Here is a 17,602-nt window from a genome sequence, read left to right as displayed (position 1 = left end):
CGCGACCGGAGAACGCACATGCACCGAATCGGCTTCTTGATCAGCGACGGCTTTCAGATCATGGCGCTCGCCGCGCAGTCGGTGTTCGAGTACGCGAACATGGGGCTGGACACGCCGTTCTATGCGATGGCCAACTACTCGGTCGACGGCGGCGACGTCCGCTCGTCGCTCGGGCTGCCGGTCGCCACGCGTGCGCTGCGCGGCCGGCTCGGCGTCGATACGTGGATCGTCGCGGGCGTGAACGACCCGCTCGCCGCGCCGGCGCCGCTCGGCGTCGTCGCTTACCTGCGCCGCGCGAACGCGCATGCGCGGCGGATTGCCGGCATCTGCACGGGCGCATTCGTGCTGGCGGAAGCCGGGCTGCTCGCGCAGCGTCGCGCGACCACGCACTGGGCGTTCGGCCGCGACATGCAGCGGCACTACCCGGAGATTCGCGTCGAGGACGACCGGATCTTCATCGTCGACGGCCCGATCTGGACGTCGGCCGGGATGACGGCCGGGCTCGATCTCGCGCTCGCGATGGTGGAAAAGGACCTCGGCGCCGACGCCGCGCGCTCGGTCGCGCACAAGCTGGTGATGCATCAACGCCGGGCCGGCGGCCAGTCGCAGCATTCGGAAATGCTCGATCTCGCGCCGAAATCCGACCGGATCCAGAACGCGCTCGACTACGCGCGCCGCAATCTCGGCCGCGCGCTGACCGTCGAGACGCTGGCCGAGGCCGTCCACCTGAGCCCGCGCCAGTTCAGCCGCGTGTTTACGCTCGAAACCGGGCAGTCGCCCGCGAAGGCGATCGAGCGGCTGCGGCTCGAATCGGCGCGGCTGATGATCGAACAGAGCCGTCATCCGCTCGATGTGATCGCGAAGGAAAACGGTTTTCGCGATCGCCGGCACATGCGCGACGCGTTCGTGCGCGGGTTCGGCGTGCCGCCGCAGGCGTTGCGGCGCGATGCGCGGGCGGACGCGCCGGCAGCGGGCTGACGAGCCGGCGGGGCAGCAGGCGCCGTCCGACGCGTGCCGGCAAAATCGCGCAGAATCTCCATCGACGTTCGTCGCGAAGGAGACACCATGCACACGGAACCGTTCGACATTGCGATCCCCGAGCACGCGCTCGACGATTTGCGTCGGCGCGTGCGCGACACCCGCCCGCCGAACCTGACGCCCGCCGAGCCGTGGCAGCAGGGCGTCGACGGCGCGTGGCTGCGCGAATTGGCCGCGTACTGGGCCGACGGCTTCGATTGGCGCGCGGCGGAGCGCGCGCTGAACCGGCTGCCGCAGTTCGTCGCGGACGTCGGCGGGCGGCGCGTGCATTTCGTGCATCGGCGCGGTACGGGGCCGAAACCCTATCCGCTCGTCGTCACGCACGGCTGGCCGGGTTCCGCATTCGAATTCCATGCGCTGATCGACCGCCTGTGCGATCCGGCCGCGTTCGGCGGCGATCCGGACGACGCGTTCGACATCGTCGCGCCGTCGCTGCCCGGCTTCCTGTTCTCTCCCGCACCGGCGGCGCCCGGCACGTCGGCGCTTCAGGTCGCCGACTGCTGGGCGGAGTTGATGGCCGGCCTCGGTTACCGCCGGTTCGGCGCGCAGGGCGGCGATCTGGGCGCAGGCGTGTCGATCGCGCTCGGCGCGCGGCACGAGGGCGTGGTCGACGGCATCCATCTGAACTACCTGCCGGGCAACTACGACCCGCCGATCGATGCGGCGCGGCCGCCGACCGACGACGAGCAGGCGTTCCTGAAGCAGCGCGGCGATTGGGCGGCGCTCGAAGGCGGATACGCGCACGTCCACATGACGAAGCCGCAGACGCTGGCGGTCGCGCTCAACGATTCGCCGCTCGGGCTGGCCGCGTGGATCGCCGAGAAATTCCGTGCGTGGAGCGATTGCGACGGCGACGTCGCGCGCCGTTTCTCGCACGACACGCTGCTGACCGGCATATCGCTCTACTGGTTCACCGGCTGCATCGGCTCGTCGATGCAGATGTATTGGGAGAATCGGCTGCAGCCGATGCGCTTCGCGGCCGGGCAGCGCGTGGCGGTGCCGGTCGCGTTCGCGCGCTTTCCGAAGGAGATCAGCCGGCCGCCGCGCAGCTGGCTCGAACGCGTATTCGACGTCGTGCAGTGGACCGACATGCCGAGCGGCGGCCATTTCGCGGCGATGGAGGAGCCGGACTTGCTGGCCGACGATATTCGGCGGTTTTTCAGGCGCTTCCGGTGACGGGGGCGAGCCGGCGGGGGCAAACCTGTACCGGACCCCGCTCACGCGGGACGGGGGCGGCCGATGCGGATCGCGCCGCCTGCCTTACCGCGTCACGAACGCCGTGGCGGCATCCGGCGCCGTACGCGCATGCTTGCGCTGGCGCAGCAGCGCGACGCGGCAATTCTCGCGCGCCGTTTCGCGGCCGTCGTCGTTGAGCAGCACGAGATCGCCGCGCATCACGTTCAGCGTGATCACGTCCTCGCCCGGCGCGCCGAGCGTTTCAGGCGTGTGCACCGAGCCGGCCGGTTCGAGCACCGTCGAGCCGGCGTGCGCGACCCAGTCGTATTCGCGGTAGCGCCACGCACCCTGCAACGTATGGACGAACACCTCGCCGTCGTGACGGTGGCGCGGCAGCGTGCCGCCGGCCGGCATCTTCAGCAGCGCGGTCAGCGTGTCCTCGGCCGCATTGATGTGCAGGTACTTGATCGCGAGCCCCGGCAGGTCGGCGCTCATCGGCAGCCACGGCAGCGCATCGCCGGGCAGGCACGAGATCGGCGGCAGGTCGGTGGAGAGCGAGGCGGACGGCTGCGTCATGGCGGAAGGCGGCGCGAAAACGGGAAGCCCGCATTATCGCAGAGCCGGATCGCGCGGCCGAGCGGGGACGGCCTCGTGCCGAACCCGTGCGCGACGGGCCGATCCTTATGCGCCGAAATAGACAGTCAAACTGTACAGTTTAGCTGTCGATGTGCTATCTTGAATTCATGAACCCGCCATCGTCCCCTCCCGACACGCTCCCGCTGGCCGGTCTCGCCGGCGAACTCCGCATCTCGGTCGGCAAACTGATGCGGCGGATGCGCGAGCAGACCCATCCGAACGACCTCACGTCCTCGCAGAAATCGGTGTTGCTGCGGCTCGATCGCGACGGCCCGGCGACCGTGTCGGCGCTCGCGCGTGCCGAAAGCGTGCGCCCGCAGTCGATGCGCGTGACGGTCGCGACGCTCGAGGCGCTCGGCGCGGTCGCCGGCGCGCCCGACCCCGGCGATGGCCGGCAGACGCTGATCGCGCTCACGCCCGGTTTCCGCAAGGTGCTGCAAGCGAACCGCGCGGCCAAGGACGACTGGCTGTTTCGCGCGCTGCACGCGCAACTGTCGGCGGCGGAACAGGCCGAGCTGGCGGCGGCCGTGAAGCTGTTGCAGCGGCTCGCCGAATTCGAGGACCCGGCGCGTCCGTAAACCGTATCGACCCGCTCGCCGAAAGGATGGCCCGTACATGAACCTTCTGCATCTCGTGTCGTACTTCTTCGGCGGCGCGTTTCTCGCGAACGCCGTGCCGCATCTCGTCAGCGGGCTGCGCGGCGAGCCGTTCCAGACGCCGTTCGCGCATCCGCCCGGGCGCGGGCTGTCGTCGTCCACCGTGAACGTGGTGTGGGGCGTCGCGAATCTCGCGATTGCTTATGTGCTGGTGTGCCGGGTCGGCGATTTCGACCTGAAGGTCACGGCCGACGCGGCGGCGTTCGGGCTCGGCATCCTGCTGCTCGGCCTGTTTCTCGCGCGGCACTTCGGCGCATTGCACGGCGGCAACGCGCCTGCCCGGGAGCGGCGATGAGCGTGCCGGCCGCGGGCGTGTTCCGCTCGCTTCGCAGCTTCAACTATCGGGTGTGGGCGATCGGCTCGCTGGTGTCGAACATCGGCACGTGGATCCAGCGTACCGCGCAGGACTGGCTCGTCCTCACGCAGCTCACGCATCACGACGCGTCGGCGGTCGGCACGGTGATGGCGCTGCAGTTCGGGCCGCAACTGCTGCTGTTGCCGTGGACCGGCTACGCGGCCGACCGCTACGACCAGCGCAAGCTGCTGATGGCGACGCAGGCGCTGATGGGCGCGCTGGCGCTCGTGCTCGGCGTGCTGACGGTCACCGGCGCGGTGCGGCTCGAGCACGTGTACGTGTTCGCGTTCCTGTTCGGCTGCGCATCGGCGTTCGACGCGCCGGTGCGGCAGACCTTCGTCGCCGAACTGGTCGGCGACCGCGAGCTCGCGAACGCGGTCGCGCTCAATTCGACGTCGTTCAACGCCGCGCGGATGGTCGGTCCGGCGGCGGCGGGCTTCCTGATCGCATCGGTCGGCACCGGCTGGGCGTTTCTCGCGAACGGGCTCAGTTTCTTCGCGGTACTGGCGTCGCTGTCGCGGCTTCGGGAAGACGAGCTGCGCGCGAACGTGCGGGCAAATCGCTCGCGCAGCAGCCTGCTCGACGGGTTCCGCTACGTGTGGGGCCGGCCGGACCTGACGGCGATTCTCGCGATGCTGTTCCTGATCGGCACGTTCGGGCTCAATTTCCAGCTGTTCATTTCGACGATGGCCGCGAGCGTGTTCCACGTCGATGCGCGCGGGTTCGGTTTCCTGTCGTCGATGATGGCGGTCGGCACGATTTCGGGCGCGCTGCTCGCCGCGCGCCGCGAGCAGCCGCGGTTCCGCCATTTGTGGATCGGCGCGGCGCTGTTCGGGCTCGGCTGCACGTTCGCCGCGCTGGCGCCCGGTTACTGGTCATTCGCCGCCGCGCTGGTGCTGACCGGGATCGCCGCGATCACCTTCATGAATTCGACCAATAGCCTGATGCAGTTGTCCACCGAGCCGGCGATGCGCGGCCGCGTGATGGCGCTGCGCCTCGCGGTCGCGCTCGGCGGCACGCCGATCGGCGCGCCGGTGGCCGGCTGGGTCGCGAACCATCTCGGCCCGCGCTGGGCGCTCGGGGTCGGTGCGGCGTCCGGTTTTGCGGCGGCGCTCGTCGCGACCCATTTCGTCGCACGCAAGCGGGCGCCGCGCGCGGGCGACGGCGCGGCCTGATCGAACCGAACGCCGCCGCTATGCCGCCGGCCGCGTTGCCGCATGCGCGGCGTCGAGGCACGACTGGAACAGCAGCGCGGCCCGCGACGGCTGCGGCGAGCGTCGCAGCAAGCTCACGAACCGGCACCGGTAATTGAACCGGTGCGGCGCGATCGGCTGCATCAGCCCCTTGCTTTCGAAACTCTCCGCGTAGTGATCGGGCAGGAAGCCGAGATAGCGGCCGGACAGGATCAGCGTCGCGATCGATTCCTGGTCGGATGCGGTCGCGCTGCGCGTGAGCTTCGCGCGATGGCTCAGCTCCATGTTCGGCGAATGGAAGCCGAGCCCGGCGAACGCATGGTTGCGGATCGTCGTCCACGTGAGCTTGCCGTGGGGCGCGTCGAAGAGCGGATGCTGGCGGCCGCAGTACAGCAGCATCCGTTCGTCGAACAGCGCCGAATAGACGAGGCTGCCCGAGTTGCGGTGCACGGGAATGATCCCGACCTGGTAACTGCCGTCGATGACCCCGCGCTCGACTTCGTTGATCGACGCGACGTGCAGGTTCAGCGCGACGTCGGGCGCTTCGTCGGCGAACTGGCGGATCGCGTCGCCGAGCCGGGCATTCGCGTTGGTGGCCGTCTTGTCGAACACCGCGATGTGGAGTTCTCCGCCCATCTTGTCGTGAATGCCGTCGATCCTGCTGCGAAATGCCTCCATCGAAGCAAGCAGCCGCAGCGTCTCCTCGTACACCGTCTGGCCCTCGGGCGTCAGCGTGAAGCCCGCGCGGCCGCGCCGGCACAGCACGAGGCCGAGCCGCGTTTCCAGATCCTTCACGTGCCGGCTGATCGTCGAGATGCCGATATTCAGTTCCAGTTCGGCGGCCGCCATCCCGCCGCACTGCACGACGCCCTTGAAGACCCGCAGCAGGCGCAGATCCATGTCGCTGAGCTGCCCGAGCAGCGCGCGGCTCTTCGGTTTCTTTGCTTGCATGATCGAGCAAGTGAACATTGATATTGCGATATTCAAAAGACTAATTGTCGTCCCGACAATGTGCAACATCATCACGAGGAGGAGGGGCGCGCCGCGCCGACCGACATGACCGACATCACCACTGCCCAGCACGACGACACGAACCTCCGCACCGACGCCGCGTGGCTCGATGCACACTGGATGCCGTTCACGGCCAACCGCCAGTTCAAGGCCGATCCGCGCATGATCGTGTCCGGCAAGGGCGCGTATTACACCGACGGCGAAGGCCGCAAGATCTTCGACGGCCTGTCGGGGCTCTGGTGCACGGGCCTCGGTCACGGCCGCACGGAAATCGTCGAGGCCGTGAGCCGTCAGGTCGCGCAGCTCGACTACGCGCCGGCGTTCCAGTTCGGCCATCCGAAATCGTTCGAGCTCGCCAACAAGATCAAGGAACTGACGCCGGCCGGCCTCGACTACGTGTTCTTCACGGGCTCGGGCTCGGAAGCGGCCGACACGTCGCTGAAGCTGGCCCGCGCGTACTGGCGCGCGAAGGGCAAGGGCACGAAAACACGCCTGATCGGCCGCGAGAAGGGTTACCACGGCGTGAATTTCGGCGGCATCTCGGTCGGCGGGATCGGGCCGAACCGCAAGCTGTTCGGTCAGGGCATCGACGCCGATTTCCTGCCGCACACGCAACTGGCCGAGAACAAGTTCTCGCGCGGCATGCCCGAACACGGCGCCGAGCTGGCCGACCGACTGCTCGAGCTGATCGCGCTGCACGACGCATCGAACATCGCGGCCGTGATCGTCGAGCCGTTCTCGGGTTCGGCGGGCGTGGTCGTGCCGCCGAAGGGCTATCTGAAGCGCCTGCGCGAGATCTGTACCGCGCACGACATCCTGCTGATCTTCGACGAGGTCATCACGGGCTTCGGCCGCGCCGGCGCGATGACGGGCGCCGACGCATTCGGCGTGGTGCCGGACATCATGAATTTCGCGAAGCAGGTGACGAACGGCGTGCAGCCGCTCGGCGGCGTGATCGCGACGAAGGAGATCTACGACACGTTCATGGCCGCGGGCGGCCCCGAGTACATGCTCGAGTTCCCGCACGGCTACACGTATTCGGCGCATCCGGTCGCCTGCGCGGCCGGCGTCGCGGCGCTCGACCTGCTGGTGAAGGAAGACGCGGTGGCGCGCGTGCGCGATCTCGCGCCACATTTCGAGGCGGCCGTGCACGGGCTGAAGGGGCAGCGCCACGTCGCGGACATCCGCAACTACGGGCTGGCCGCCGGCCTGACGATCGCCGCGCTGCCGGGCGAGCCGGCGCGGCGTCCGTACGAGATCGCGATGCGCTGCTGGGCGAAGGGCTTCTACGTGCGCTACGGCGGCGACACGATCCAGCTCGCGCCGCCGTTCATCGCCGAGAAGCGCGAGATCGACAACCTGGTCAACGCGCTGTCCGACGCACTGAACGAAGTGGACTGAGCTCGCGCGCGTTCCAAGCGACAACCGAATTCACGAAAGAGCCTGAACGATGAAACACGACAGCAATGTGACCTCCACCGTCGGCCACCTGATCGACGGCAAGCGCGTCGACGGCGGCAGCCGCGTCCAGCCGGTGTTCGACCCGGCGACCGGCGAATCGCACAAGAGCGTCGCGCTCGCCGACAAGCTGACCGTCGAAGCCGCGATCGCGTCCGCGCAGGCCGCGTTCCCGGCATGGCGCAACACGCCGCCGCTGAAGCGCGCCCGCGTGATGAGCCGCTTCAAGACGCTGCTCGAGGAGCACGCGGAAGAACTCTGCGCGCTGATCACGGCCGAGCACGGCAAGGTGCTCGCCGACGCGATGGGCGAGCTGCAGCGCGGGATCGAGAACGTCGAATACGCGACCTACGTGCCCGAACTGCTGAAGGGCGAGCATAGCAAGAACGTCGGCCCCGCGATCGATTCGTGGAGCGAGTTCCAGGCGCTCGGCGTCGCGGCCGGCATCACGCCGTTCAACTTCCCGGTGATGGTGCCGCTGTGGATGTGGCCGATGGCCGTCGCGTGCGGCAACACGTTCGTGCTGAAGCCGTCCGAGCGTACGCCGTCGTCGACGCTGCGCATGGCCGAACTCGCGCTCGAAGCCGGCCTGCCGCCGGGCGTGCTGAACGTCGTGAACGGCGACAAGGAAGCGGTCGACACGATCCTGGCCGATCCGCGCGTGAAGGCCGTGAGCTTCGTCGGCTCGACGCCGATCGCCGAATACATCTATTCGACCGGTTGCGCGCACGGCAAGCGCGTGCAGGCGCTCGGCGGCGCGAAGAATTTCGCGGTCGTGATGCCGGATGCCGACATCGGCAACGCGGTAAACGCGCTGATGGGCGCCGCGTACGGCTCGTGCGGCGAGCGCTGCATGGCGATTCCGCTGGTCGTCGCGATCGGCGACGAAACGGGCGACCAGGTCGTCGCGGGGCTGAAGGCCGAGATCGAGAAGATGAAGGTCGGGCCGGGCAACGGCGCGGGCGTCGACATGGGGCCGCTCGTCACGCAGCAGCATTTCGAGAAGGTGACGGGCTTCGTCGAAGCGGGCGTGGCGGCGGGCGCGACGCTCGTCGTCGACGGTCGCGGCGTGAAGGTCGACGGCCATGACGGCGGCTACTACCTCGGCCCGTGCCTGTTCGACGACGTGAAGCCCGGCATGCCGATCTACCAGCACGAGATCTTCGGGCCGGTGCTCGGCGTGATCCGGCTGAAGTCGCTCGACGAGGCCATGGCGCTGATCGACGCGCACGAATACGGCAACGGCACGTGCCTGTTCACGCGCGACGGCGAAGCGGCGCGCTACTTCAGCGACAACATCCAGATCGGCATGGTCGGCATCAACGTGCCGCTGCCGGTGCCGGTCGCGTACCACTCGTTCGGCGGCTGGAAGCGTTCGCTGTTCGGCGACCTGCATGCGTACGGCCCCGATGCCGTGCGGTTCTACACGAAGCGCAAGACGATCACGCAGCGCTGGCCGTCGGCCGGCGTGCGCGAAGGGACGGTGTTCAGCTTCCCGTCGAATCGCTGACGCGACGCGCGCCCGGTTGCATGCAGCCGGTGCGGCGTGCGAGGCCGCCGAGGCCCGCCTCGATCGACGATCGGGGCGGGCTTTTTCACGTCCGGGCGATATGCGCGGAACGCGGCGCAAGAAGGCTTACGGCGCGACCACGTGCCATACGTTCTTGAAGTTGTCGCCGTTGCGCTCGCCCTGTTTCATGTCCTTCGAGAAGAAGTACAGCGGCTTGCCCTTGTACGCCCATTGCGGGCTGCCGTCGTCGCGCTTGACGATCGTGTAGGGCCCGACCGGCACGTCGGTCGCGCTGGCCTTGTACGGCGGCCAGAGGGTTTCGCATGGGCCCGTGCAGGCGCTGGTGCCGGCGTTGGGCTTGTCCTTGTCGAACGTGTAGACGGTCATCCCGTTCGCGGCGACGAGCGCGCCGTTTTCTTCCTTCGTGATGGATCCCTGGGCCGTGGCCGAAGCTGACGCAATGGCGAGCAGGGCGGAGCTGACGAGCAGCGCGGCTTTCATGAGTGCCTCCTGATGGTCCGGTGGGCGGCCGCGATCGCGCACGGGCGAGCGTGCGCCGGAATCGCGATGAATGGTGCCGGAGCACGGCGCCGTCGCCGACCGCCCGTCCGCGCGAGCGATGCCGGGGGCGAATGGCGACAAACGGGGCGCCTTATTCACGATAGGCGGTTTTTGGCGGCGCTGCGAGAAGATCGGGGGGCATATCGGCGGCGTGCAGGCGTTGCGCAACGGCGCGACGATCGCCGATGTGCCCGGGTATTCGGCATCCGTCCCCGAGCCCCGAGCCCGCGCCGCGCGTGCGTTGCGGGGGCAACGACCGCGATACGGGTTTGCGTGGATGACATCGCGCGCGTTCCGCCGGAATATCTTCGTCGGCGCGAGCCGGGCGCGCGCCGAGCCTTCCGGGAGGTGACGACGATGCTTCAGGACCCAGGCGATGTTGCGCGCGCCAGCTATCGCGCGTATGTCGACAAGGACCGCGACGCGATCGAAGCGCTGATCGCGCCGGATTTCCATTTCACGAGCCCGCTCGACAACCGGCTCGACCGCGATGCGTATCTCGCACGGTGCTGGCCGAACAGCGCGATGCTCGCCGGTTTCGAATTCGTCGACGTCGCCGTGCACGGCGAATACGTGTTCGTCGTGTACGAAGCCGTCACGACTGTTGGACGGCGGTTTCGCAATGCCGAACGGCTGCGTATTCGCGATGGCCGGATCGTCGAGGCCGAAGTGTATTTCGGCTGGTACGTGCCGCATCCGGCGCCGGGTGGCGGGTTCATCGAATCGGGCAGGTGAACGCAGTCGCGCGGCGCCCGCGAAGGGCCGCCCGCCGGGGTGTGTCAACCGCGGCCATCCCGTTGCCGTTGTCGTGTCATCCGACCACGCAGGAGCGACCGATGCGCAAGTTGCTGACGGCGATGTTACTGGGGTGTGCCTCCGCGATCGCCGGTGCGCAGACCGTCGTCCACTTCCCGTCGACCGACAGCTCGACGACGATGCTCGACGGCTATCTGTTTCCTGCGCCCGGCGCCGGCCGCCATCCGGCGCTCGTGTTTCTGCACGGCTGCGGCGGGATGTTCGCCAAGTCCGGCAAGCTCTACGCGCGCGATCGCGACTGGGCCGAACGCTTCAACGCGGCTGGCGTCACCGTGCTCGAAGTCGACAGCTTCACGCCGCGCGGTCACGGCGAGATGTGCGCGCCCGCGCATTTCGTCGGCGACATCTATCGGGCACGGCCGTTCGACGCGTATGGCGCGCTGCGGTATCTGCAGACGCTCGATACCGTGCAACCCGACCGGATCGGCGTACTCGGCTGGTCGCAGGGCGGCGGCACGGTGCTGAACGCGATCCGGGCGTCCAGCCCGGCCCGGCCGGCATCGCTGCCGGACGGCGACTTCCGCGCGGCCGTCGCGTTCTATCCGGCCAGCTGCAACACGAACGCGCAGGGGCCCGCCTGGCAGAGCCCCGTGCCCCTGCTCGTGCTGATCGGCGAGGCCGACGTGTGGACGCCGTACGCCGCCTGCAAGACGCTGTTCGATTCGGTCGCGCCGGGCACGGACGCGACTTTCCACGCGTATCCGGGTGCGTATCACGATTTCGACTGGCCGAACATGCCGGTGCACGCGATCGCGTCGTTCACGACGCGCGCTGGCGTCGTGCCGATTACGGGCACGGAGCCGGCAGCACGCGCGGACGCACAGCAGCGCGTGGCCGATTTCGTCGGCGCCAAGCTGCTCGGCCACTAGGCCGTCGGCGGCGACGCAGGGCGTGTGCCGGCGTGCGTTCCGCTCAACCGGCTGCGTCGTCCTCGCCCAACGCCTGGATGAACCGCGAAAACAGTTCCGGCTGCGACGCGATCCCGAGCTTCGCGTAAAGGTGCCGCCGATGCACCTTCACCGTTTCGGGCGAAATCGCGAGCCGCTCGGCGATCGCCTTCGACGAATTGCCGCGCAGCACCATGCGTGCGATCGCCATCTCGCGATCGGTCAGCACGCCCGCGCCGAAGCGCGCGAGCGCCTGCTCGACGCGCGCGCCGAGGCCCGCGTCGGGCGTCGCGCGTGCGGCGTCGCCCACCAGCCGCCAATGCTGCCGGATCGTCGCGATCACCCACGGCATCGCGGCCGTCAGCTTGCCGAGCGGCTCGACGTCGAAGCGCGTCGATGCGCCGAGCGACAGCGACAGCAGCGTGTCGGCGTTCGGCCGCACGAGAATCTGGATCTCGTCGTCGCCGACCGCATCGCGGAAATAGCTCAGGAAATACTCGCTCTGCCGGAACAGGTCGGGTGCGACTTCCTCGAGCCGGTAGCAGCCGTCGGCGAGCCCGTCGTGCGCGGCCTGCAGGAACGGATCGAGCAGGTATAACCCATTCAGGTAAAGCGGCACCGGCGAAGCGGCGTCGGTGCCGCCCGTGTCGTATTCGTCGAGCACGAGCGGCACGCCGTCGCGGCCGATCGCGGTCGCGAGCGCGTTGTCGAACGGCGTCATTTCGTTGAGCAGCAGCACGAGGAACCGCCAGAAGCGCGGCTGGCCGAGATGATCGATTGCGCGGCCAAGCGCCTGGTGCATCGCGATTTCGGAAAAGAGACGATCCATACCACCACCGGAAGGGCGTAACACGAAGGGGGAATAGCGGTCCTGAAATTGGCTTCCTAGACTGCCACGCAATCAATCGGGCCCGAGTATGGGTGTTCAAAAATACGCAGGATAGGAGCGACAGGAGAACGAAATGGCGATGATGTCGGAATCGACGGGCAGCCTGCAAGCGGCGCCTGCAATGGAAGACGCGCCGCGCGCGTTGTCGCAGACGCTCAGCGTGCGCGATGCGGTGATGATCACCGTGTCGGGCGTGACGCCGGCCAGCTCGATCTTCGTGATCGCGCCGTTCGCGATCCAGCAGGCCGGCAGCGGCGCCGTGCTGTCGTTCGTGCTCGGCGGCGTGCTCGCGCTCGCGTTCGCGCTCTGCTATGCGGAACTCAGCGCCGCGCACCGAAGCGCGGGCGGCGAATATGTGATGGCCAAGCGCGTGTTCGGCACGCTGCCCGGCTACCTGACCTTCATCACGGTGCTGTCCGTCAGCGTGTTCATCCCGGCCGTGCTCGCGAGCGGCGCCGCGCCGTACCTGAACAACGCGCTCGGCACGCACTTCGGCAACCAGTCGGTCGCGCTGACGATCGTGCTGCTCAGCTATCTGCTCGGCATGCTGAACATCAAGACGAACGCATGGATCACCGGTGCGTTCCTGGTCGTCGAAATCGGCGTGCTGATGCTGATCGCGGGGCTCGGGTTCGGGTCGCCGCACCGCGGCGCCGACGTGCTGATCGCACCGGTCGTCGCGAGCGGCAATGCGCTCGTGCCGGCGACGCTCGCGGCCATCGTGCCCGCGATCGGCACCGCGATCTTCTGCTACAACGGCTTCGGCTCGGCAGCCTATCTCGCGGAAGACCTGCGCGGCGGCAATCGCAACGTCGCGAAGGCGGTGATTTATTCGCTGCTCGTGATCCTCGTCGTCGAACTGGTTCCGCTCACCGCGATCGTGCTGGGTGCGCCGTCGCTGAGCGACCTGACGAAGAGTGCCGATCCGATCGGCTACGTCGTGCGCTCGCTGAGCAATCCGGCCGTGTCGCGCGTGGTCAGCGGCGGGATCTTCCTGTCGGTGTTCAACGCGATCATCGCGATCGTGATCACGATGGGCCGCCTGCTGTACAGCAGCGGCCGGCATGCGCTCTGGTCGCGCACCTGCAACCGCGCGTTCTCGACGATTCATCCGCGCCTCGAATCGCCGTGGCTCGCGACGCTCGCGCTCGCGATACCGTCGGCCGGGCTCGTGTTCGTGTCGAGCCTCGACGAATTGACCGCGTTCACGGTCGACCTGTTGCTGCTGATCTATCTCGTCGTCGGGCTGGCCGCACTCGCGAGCCGGTTCGTGCGCCGCGACGTCGAGCATCACTACCGGATGCCGCTGTGGCCCGCGACGCCGCTCGTCGCGGTGGCGGGCGCCGCGTATACGCTGGTCACGACGTTGGCGACGGCGACGAAGTCGACCGACCTGATCATCATCGCGGGGCTGCTGGTCGCGGCACTCGTGATGTACGTGGCCTGGGCGCGCCACAGCGACGCGTTCCGCGCGCTCTGAGCACCGGGTCGACACCTTGTACCATCGACACACCGAACCATTGAAAGACGGGAGGAATCGCATCATGCGCACGAGGGGTCTCGGTATCCGTATCGGACTCGGCACGCCGGGCCGCTTCAACGCGATCACGGACGTGCCGGGCGTGCGGGTCGGACATTGCACGCTGAGCGTCGAGAACGGCGACGCGTCGGTCCGCACCGGCGTCACCGTCGTCGAGCCGCGCGCGGGCGCCGCGCACGATTCGCCGTGCTTCGCGGGCGTGCACGTGCTGAACGGCAACGGCGACGCGACCGGGCTCGAATGGATTCGCGAAGCCGGCCTGCTGACGACGCCGATCGCCTATACGAACACGCACAGCGTCGGCGCGGTGCGCGACGCGCTCGTCGCGAACGAACGCGAAGCGGCGGCCGGCCGCGTGTACTGGTGCATGCCGGTCGTGATGGAAACCTACGACGGACTGCTGAACGACATCTGGGGGCAGCACGTGAACGCCGCGCACGTCCGGCGCGCACTGGCTGCCGCCCAGTCGGGGCCGGTTGCCGAAGGCGGCGTGGGCGGCGGCACGGGCATGATTTGCCACGAGTTCAAGGGCGGCATCGGCACCGCGTCGCGCGTGCTGGCGAGCGACGCGGGCGGCTGGACCGTCGGCGCGCTCGTGCAGGCGAATTACGGCGTGCGCGAGATGCTGCGCGTGGCCGGCTACCCGGTCGGCGAAGTGCTGCGGCACGTGCATTCGCCGTTCCACGACGCAGAGGCGAAAGGCGAAGCCGGCATGGGCTCGATCGTCGTCACGATCGCGACCGACGCGCCGTTGCTGCCGCATCAATGCACGCGTCTCGCGCAGCGCGCGAGCGTCGGGCTCGCCCGCGTGGGCGGCGGCACCGAGGATTCGAGCGGCGACATCTTCGTTGCGTTCGCAACCGGTAACGACGGCTTGCCGGCAGCGAACTACGGCAACAAGGGCACGCCGACCGCCGACGTGCGGATGGTCAACAACGACCATATTTCCGCGCTGTTCGTCGCGGCGGCGGAAGCGGTGGAGGAGGCGATCGTGAATGCGCTGGTCGCGGGCGGCGACGTCGAGTCGCGCGGGGTGCGGGTCGAAGGGCTCGGGCAGGCGCGCTTGCTGGATGCGCTGCGCGAAGTAGGCTGGCGGCCGGGGCGCGGCGCCTGAAACGGCAAGCGCCGCTTCAATCGAAGCGGCGAGGAGCGGGACGGCGATGCGGCGATCGGCCGGGCCGCCGTCCGCCCGCGCACGTCATGCGTGCGGTGCGGGCGATGCGGGCCTGGCCGTGACGACGCGGCGTCATGCTCAGCTGCCGAAGTAGATGTTGCAGAAGCTGACGGGGCCGACGCAGGCGTTCGGGTCTTCCTGCTTCGATTGCGCGCGATCGACGCGGCCGGCGGCCTTGATCGCCTCGGCGCGGTTCGCCTGTTGCGGTGCGGCGTCTGCCGGCGCCGGCTGCGCGTGGGCGACGGCAGCGGTGAGCGACAGGGCAACGAGGGCGAGGTGCAGCGGCTTCATTTTGTTTCTCCTGGGTGAGTGCCAGTCTCGCTGGCAGTGAGGAAACTATAGGCTCGCACTGCTTGAAGATTAATCGCCGCGGGTGGAGAGCTTATTTCCATCCGGAACAACGATCCCGTTGTGCATGCACCCATTCATCAATGACGATGCCGATTGAACGGCGCATCCTTGTCGAGCAGCGCGCTGCGCATGAAGTGCAGGCAACCGACGATTCGCTGCATGTTGCGACGCGCGTCGGGCACCGCGTACCACGCCTGCAGCGCGTGCTGCGCCGCGCGGATCGCGAGATTCACGGATTTCAGCGTGCGCGCATGGCGAACGGGCGTCGGATCGTCGAAGAAGCGCGGCAGTTCGAGCAGCACCGCATCGATCGAACCGGTCCAGCGCAGCGTCTGCGGCGGTTTCGATGCACGAAATGCGTGCAGCTCGTCGCGCAGGTCGATGACCGCGTGGCCGACTTCGAGTGTCGACAGCATCCAGCGCAGCGCATCGCGATGCTGCCGCGTGCGGCGCACCAGCAGCGTCCGCAGTTGCGCCATCAGGTCGTGCGTGCTCGACTGGAAGCGCTGCGCGAGGCCGTCCGGCGCGCCTTCGCACGCCAGCGTGACCTGGCGGCGCAAGTCGTGCGCGATCCGGCCGGTGAGCCAGCGCATGTGCGTCGGGAACACGACGGCGAACACGAGCGCGCAAGCGAGCATCGCGACGACGATCGCCAGCCCATTGTTGATCAGCACTTCAGGCGTATACGCGATCGCGTTGTCGGGGCCTGCGAGCAGGCAGAAGAACACCGCGAAGCCGATTCCGTAGCCGGACAGCCCGGGCCGCATCGCGAGAAACGCGCCGAGGCCGAGCACCGGCGCAAGCGCCGCGCACAGCAGCGGAAAGCCGTCGATGTTCGGATAGACGTAGCACAGGAACAGGTAGCCGACCGCGGTCGCGCACGCTGCACCGACGCCCATCTGCGCGACGAACTTCGGCGCGCGCGGAGAGGTCGAGCTGAGCGCGCATGCGATCGCGGTGGCGATCACCGCGAGCGAGCCGCTCGGCCATTCGGACGCGATCCAGAACGCGCTCATCGCACCGACGGCGACCACCGTGCGCAGGAACGCGAAACCGACGAAGAACGCGTTGGTTTTCACCGCGTAATGGGTGACCGAGCGCTCGAACGCGTGATCGTCCTGGTCGAGCGACGCGTACGTGTCGACGTAGCCGAGATATTCGGCGATGAACCGGTACAGCAGCTCGATCGCGGTATCGAAGTCGAGCAGGCCGCCCGCCGCATGGTCCTCGATCGCCCGCCGCGACGCGCGCGCGGCCTTCGGCAACGCACCGTGAAAGCGGCGCAGTTCGAGCAGCGCGCCGGTCGCCGGTGCGAGGCCGCGCCGGCATTCGTCGCGCAACGCGGCGAAGCGCAATGCGAGCGCGTCGACGTGCGGCGCCAGCGCGTCGAGCACCGCGTCCGAGCGATTCGCGCGCAGCCGTTTGACGAGCTGGTGCAGCGCATGCAGCCGCGTGCAGGCGTTCATGAACTCGCTGTTCAGTCGCGCAAGCCGGCGGCTGCGCGCGCGAATGTGCGGATCCTCGAACGACGCGAACGCGCGGTTGGCTTCGAAGCCGACGATGTCGTCGACGAAATCGGCGAAACGTCGCTCGAAATCGCCGCGCGCGACGTCGCCCGACAGCGCACCGGCGGCGAACGCGGCAAACGTCGCGTGGCGCGCGCTCAACGAACGCATCAGCGCCTTCGCGGAACTCAGCGGCAGGATCAGCGCGCTGACCGCGCCCGAGCACGCGATGCCGAGCGCGACTTCCGCGGCGCGCGTGAGCGCGGACTGGAACAGCGTCTGCGGCGTCATCACGGCCGGCAGGCCGATCAGCGCGGCCGTGTAGCCGGCGAGCACGAAGCCGTACCAGCGGAAATGGCGGTTGCGCACCGCGAGTGCGATGCAGCCGCCGATCCACAGCGTGATGCCGGCCATGTACAACTCGGGCTGCTGTGCGAACAGCCCGCCGAGCGCGAGCGCGCCGACGAGGCCGGCCGCCGTGCCGAGCACGCGATAGAAACTCTTCGCGAACACCATGCCCGACAGCGGCTGCATCAGCACGAACACGGTGGTCATCGCGGTGCGCGGCTGCGACATCTCCAGACGCATCGCGATGCCCATCGCGAGCAGCGCCGCGAGCACGGTTTTCGCGAGGTGCAGCCAGATCAGCCCGTCGGTCGCGGCCCAGTCGCGCGCCGCGTTGCCGAGCGGGTCGAGCCAGGCGCTCCATCGTGCCGGTTCGATGGAAGGTCGCTCGATCGCAGGTGGTGGCTTCATGAAAAGAGGGGGCCGGCGCGGTGCCGCGGCGCGTCCGAACGGCCCGTTCGACTGGTGAGGCGCCGATTGTAGGAGCGCGGCGCACGTGCA

At 68.6% G+C, this 17,602-nt stretch carries 17 protein-coding genes; 11 read left to right on the top strand and 6 right to left on the bottom strand.

The window, feature by feature from the left end; translation table 11 throughout:
• The first annotated feature begins 18 nt into the window (after nt 1-18).
• The gene (locus tag WT53_RS20930) at nt 19-978 is read left to right on the top strand and encodes a GlxA family transcriptional regulator (protein ID WP_034204900.1); all 960 of its coding nucleotides are present in this window, start codon (nt 19-21) and stop codon (nt 976-978) included.
• Between the two features lie 87 nt (nt 979-1,065).
• Nucleotides 1,066-2,214, top strand: a complete 1,149-nt coding sequence (locus tag WT53_RS20925) for an epoxide hydrolase family protein (protein WP_034204899.1) — start codon at nt 1,066-1,068, stop codon at nt 2,212-2,214.
• 84 nt (nt 2,215-2,298) lie between these two features.
• On the opposite strand, the gene WT53_RS20920 is transcribed toward WT53_RS20925, so the two are convergent.
• Nucleotides 2,299-2,790, bottom strand: coding sequence for a 2,4'-dihydroxyacetophenone dioxygenase family protein (locus tag WT53_RS20920; protein ID WP_034204898.1), 492 nt, complete (start codon nt 2,788-2,790; stop codon nt 2,299-2,301).
• Between the two features lie 167 nt (nt 2,791-2,957).
• Between WT53_RS20920 and WT53_RS20915 the strand changes: the two genes are divergently transcribed.
• Genes WT53_RS20915 through WT53_RS20905 form a run of 3 tightly spaced genes read left to right on the top strand, consistent with a single transcriptional unit; the run spans nt 2,958 to nt 5,036 of the window.
• Entirely contained in the window at nt 2,958-3,428 is a 471-nt protein-coding gene (locus WT53_RS20915; RefSeq protein ID WP_034206193.1) for a MarR family winged helix-turn-helix transcriptional regulator, read from the top strand.
• Between the two features lie 37 nt (nt 3,429-3,465).
• Nucleotides 3,466-3,801 carry a hypothetical protein gene (locus WT53_RS20910; protein ID WP_034204897.1) on the top strand — a complete coding sequence of 112 codons (336 nt, stop codon included), beginning with the start codon at nt 3,466-3,468 and terminating at the stop codon, nt 3,799-3,801.
• Entirely contained in the window at nt 3,798-5,036 is a 1,239-nt protein-coding gene (locus WT53_RS20905; RefSeq protein WP_034204896.1) for an MFS transporter, read from the top strand. Before WT53_RS20910 ends, WT53_RS20905 begins: the two co-directional genes overlap by 4 nt.
• Before the next feature lie 18 nt (nt 5,037-5,054).
• On the opposite strand, the gene WT53_RS20900 is transcribed toward WT53_RS20905, so the two are convergent.
• Complete coding sequence (locus WT53_RS20900; protein ID WP_034206192.1) at nt 5,055-6,005, bottom strand: LysR family transcriptional regulator; 951 nt, start codon at nt 6,003-6,005, stop codon at nt 5,055-5,057.
• 105 nt (nt 6,006-6,110) lie between these two features.
• Between WT53_RS20900 and WT53_RS20895 the strand changes: the two genes are divergently transcribed.
• Together WT53_RS20895 and WT53_RS20890 are read left to right on the top strand one after the other, a co-directional pair.
• On the top strand, nt 6,111-7,466 hold the full coding sequence (locus WT53_RS20895; protein WP_034204895.1) for an aspartate aminotransferase family protein: 1,356 nt from the start codon (nt 6,111-6,113) through the stop codon (nt 7,464-7,466).
• 49 nt (nt 7,467-7,515) lie between these two features.
• Nucleotides 7,516-9,033 carry a CoA-acylating methylmalonate-semialdehyde dehydrogenase gene (locus tag WT53_RS20890; protein ID WP_034204894.1) on the top strand — a complete coding sequence of 506 codons (1,518 nt, stop codon included), beginning with the start codon at nt 7,516-7,518 and terminating at the stop codon, nt 9,031-9,033.
• Nucleotides 9,034-9,159: 126 nt separating this feature from the next.
• Here the strand turns inward: WT53_RS20890 and WT53_RS20885 are convergent, their stop codons facing one another.
• Nucleotides 9,160-9,534, bottom strand: a complete 375-nt coding sequence (locus tag WT53_RS20885; RefSeq protein WP_027782957.1) for a hypothetical protein — start codon at nt 9,532-9,534, stop codon at nt 9,160-9,162.
• A 417-nt stretch (nt 9,535-9,951) separates the two neighbouring features.
• On the opposite strand from WT53_RS20885, the gene WT53_RS20875 reads away from it, so the two are divergent.
• Together WT53_RS20875 and WT53_RS20870 are read left to right on the top strand one after the other, a co-directional pair.
• Entirely contained in the window at nt 9,952-10,329 is a 378-nt protein-coding gene (locus WT53_RS20875) for a nuclear transport factor 2 family protein (protein WP_034206191.1), read from the top strand.
• Between the two features lie 101 nt (nt 10,330-10,430).
• Entirely contained in the window at nt 10,431-11,279 is an 849-nt protein-coding gene (locus WT53_RS20870; RefSeq protein ID WP_034204892.1) for a dienelactone hydrolase family protein, read from the top strand.
• Between the two features lie 43 nt (nt 11,280-11,322).
• Here WT53_RS20870 and WT53_RS20865 read toward each other — a convergent pair whose 3' ends face one another.
• The gene (locus WT53_RS20865; protein WP_034204891.1) at nt 11,323-12,126 is read right to left on the bottom strand and encodes a helix-turn-helix transcriptional regulator; all 804 of its coding nucleotides are present in this window, start codon (nt 12,124-12,126) and stop codon (nt 11,323-11,325) included.
• Nucleotides 12,127-12,259: 133 nt separating this feature from the next.
• Between WT53_RS20865 and WT53_RS20860 the strand changes: the two genes are divergently transcribed.
• Entirely contained in the window at nt 12,260-13,666 is a 1,407-nt protein-coding gene (locus WT53_RS20860) for an APC family permease (RefSeq protein WP_034204890.1), read from the top strand.
• Between the two features lie 64 nt (nt 13,667-13,730).
• Nucleotides 13,731-14,840 carry a P1 family peptidase gene (locus tag WT53_RS20855; protein ID WP_034204889.1) on the top strand — a complete coding sequence of 370 codons (1,110 nt, stop codon included), beginning with the start codon at nt 13,731-13,733 and terminating at the stop codon, nt 14,838-14,840.
• A 138-nt stretch (nt 14,841-14,978) separates the two neighbouring features.
• Here the strand turns inward: WT53_RS20855 and WT53_RS20850 are convergent, their stop codons facing one another.
• Nucleotides 14,979-15,191, bottom strand: a complete 213-nt coding sequence (locus tag WT53_RS20850; protein ID WP_034204888.1) for a hypothetical protein — start codon at nt 15,189-15,191, stop codon at nt 14,979-14,981.
• 137 nt (nt 15,192-15,328) lie between these two features.
• Nucleotides 15,329-17,512 carry an FUSC family protein gene (locus WT53_RS20845; RefSeq protein WP_060261227.1) on the bottom strand — a complete coding sequence of 728 codons (2,184 nt, stop codon included), beginning with the start codon at nt 17,510-17,512 and terminating at the stop codon, nt 15,329-15,331.
• Between the last annotated feature and the right edge of the window lie 90 nt (nt 17,513-17,602).

It is taken from the genome of Burkholderia sp. MSMB2157WGS (genome assembly GCF_001532755.1).
Taxonomy (GTDB): domain Bacteria; phylum Pseudomonadota; class Gammaproteobacteria; order Burkholderiales; family Burkholderiaceae; genus Burkholderia.
This window is presented reverse-complemented; position numbering and strand designations above follow the sequence as displayed.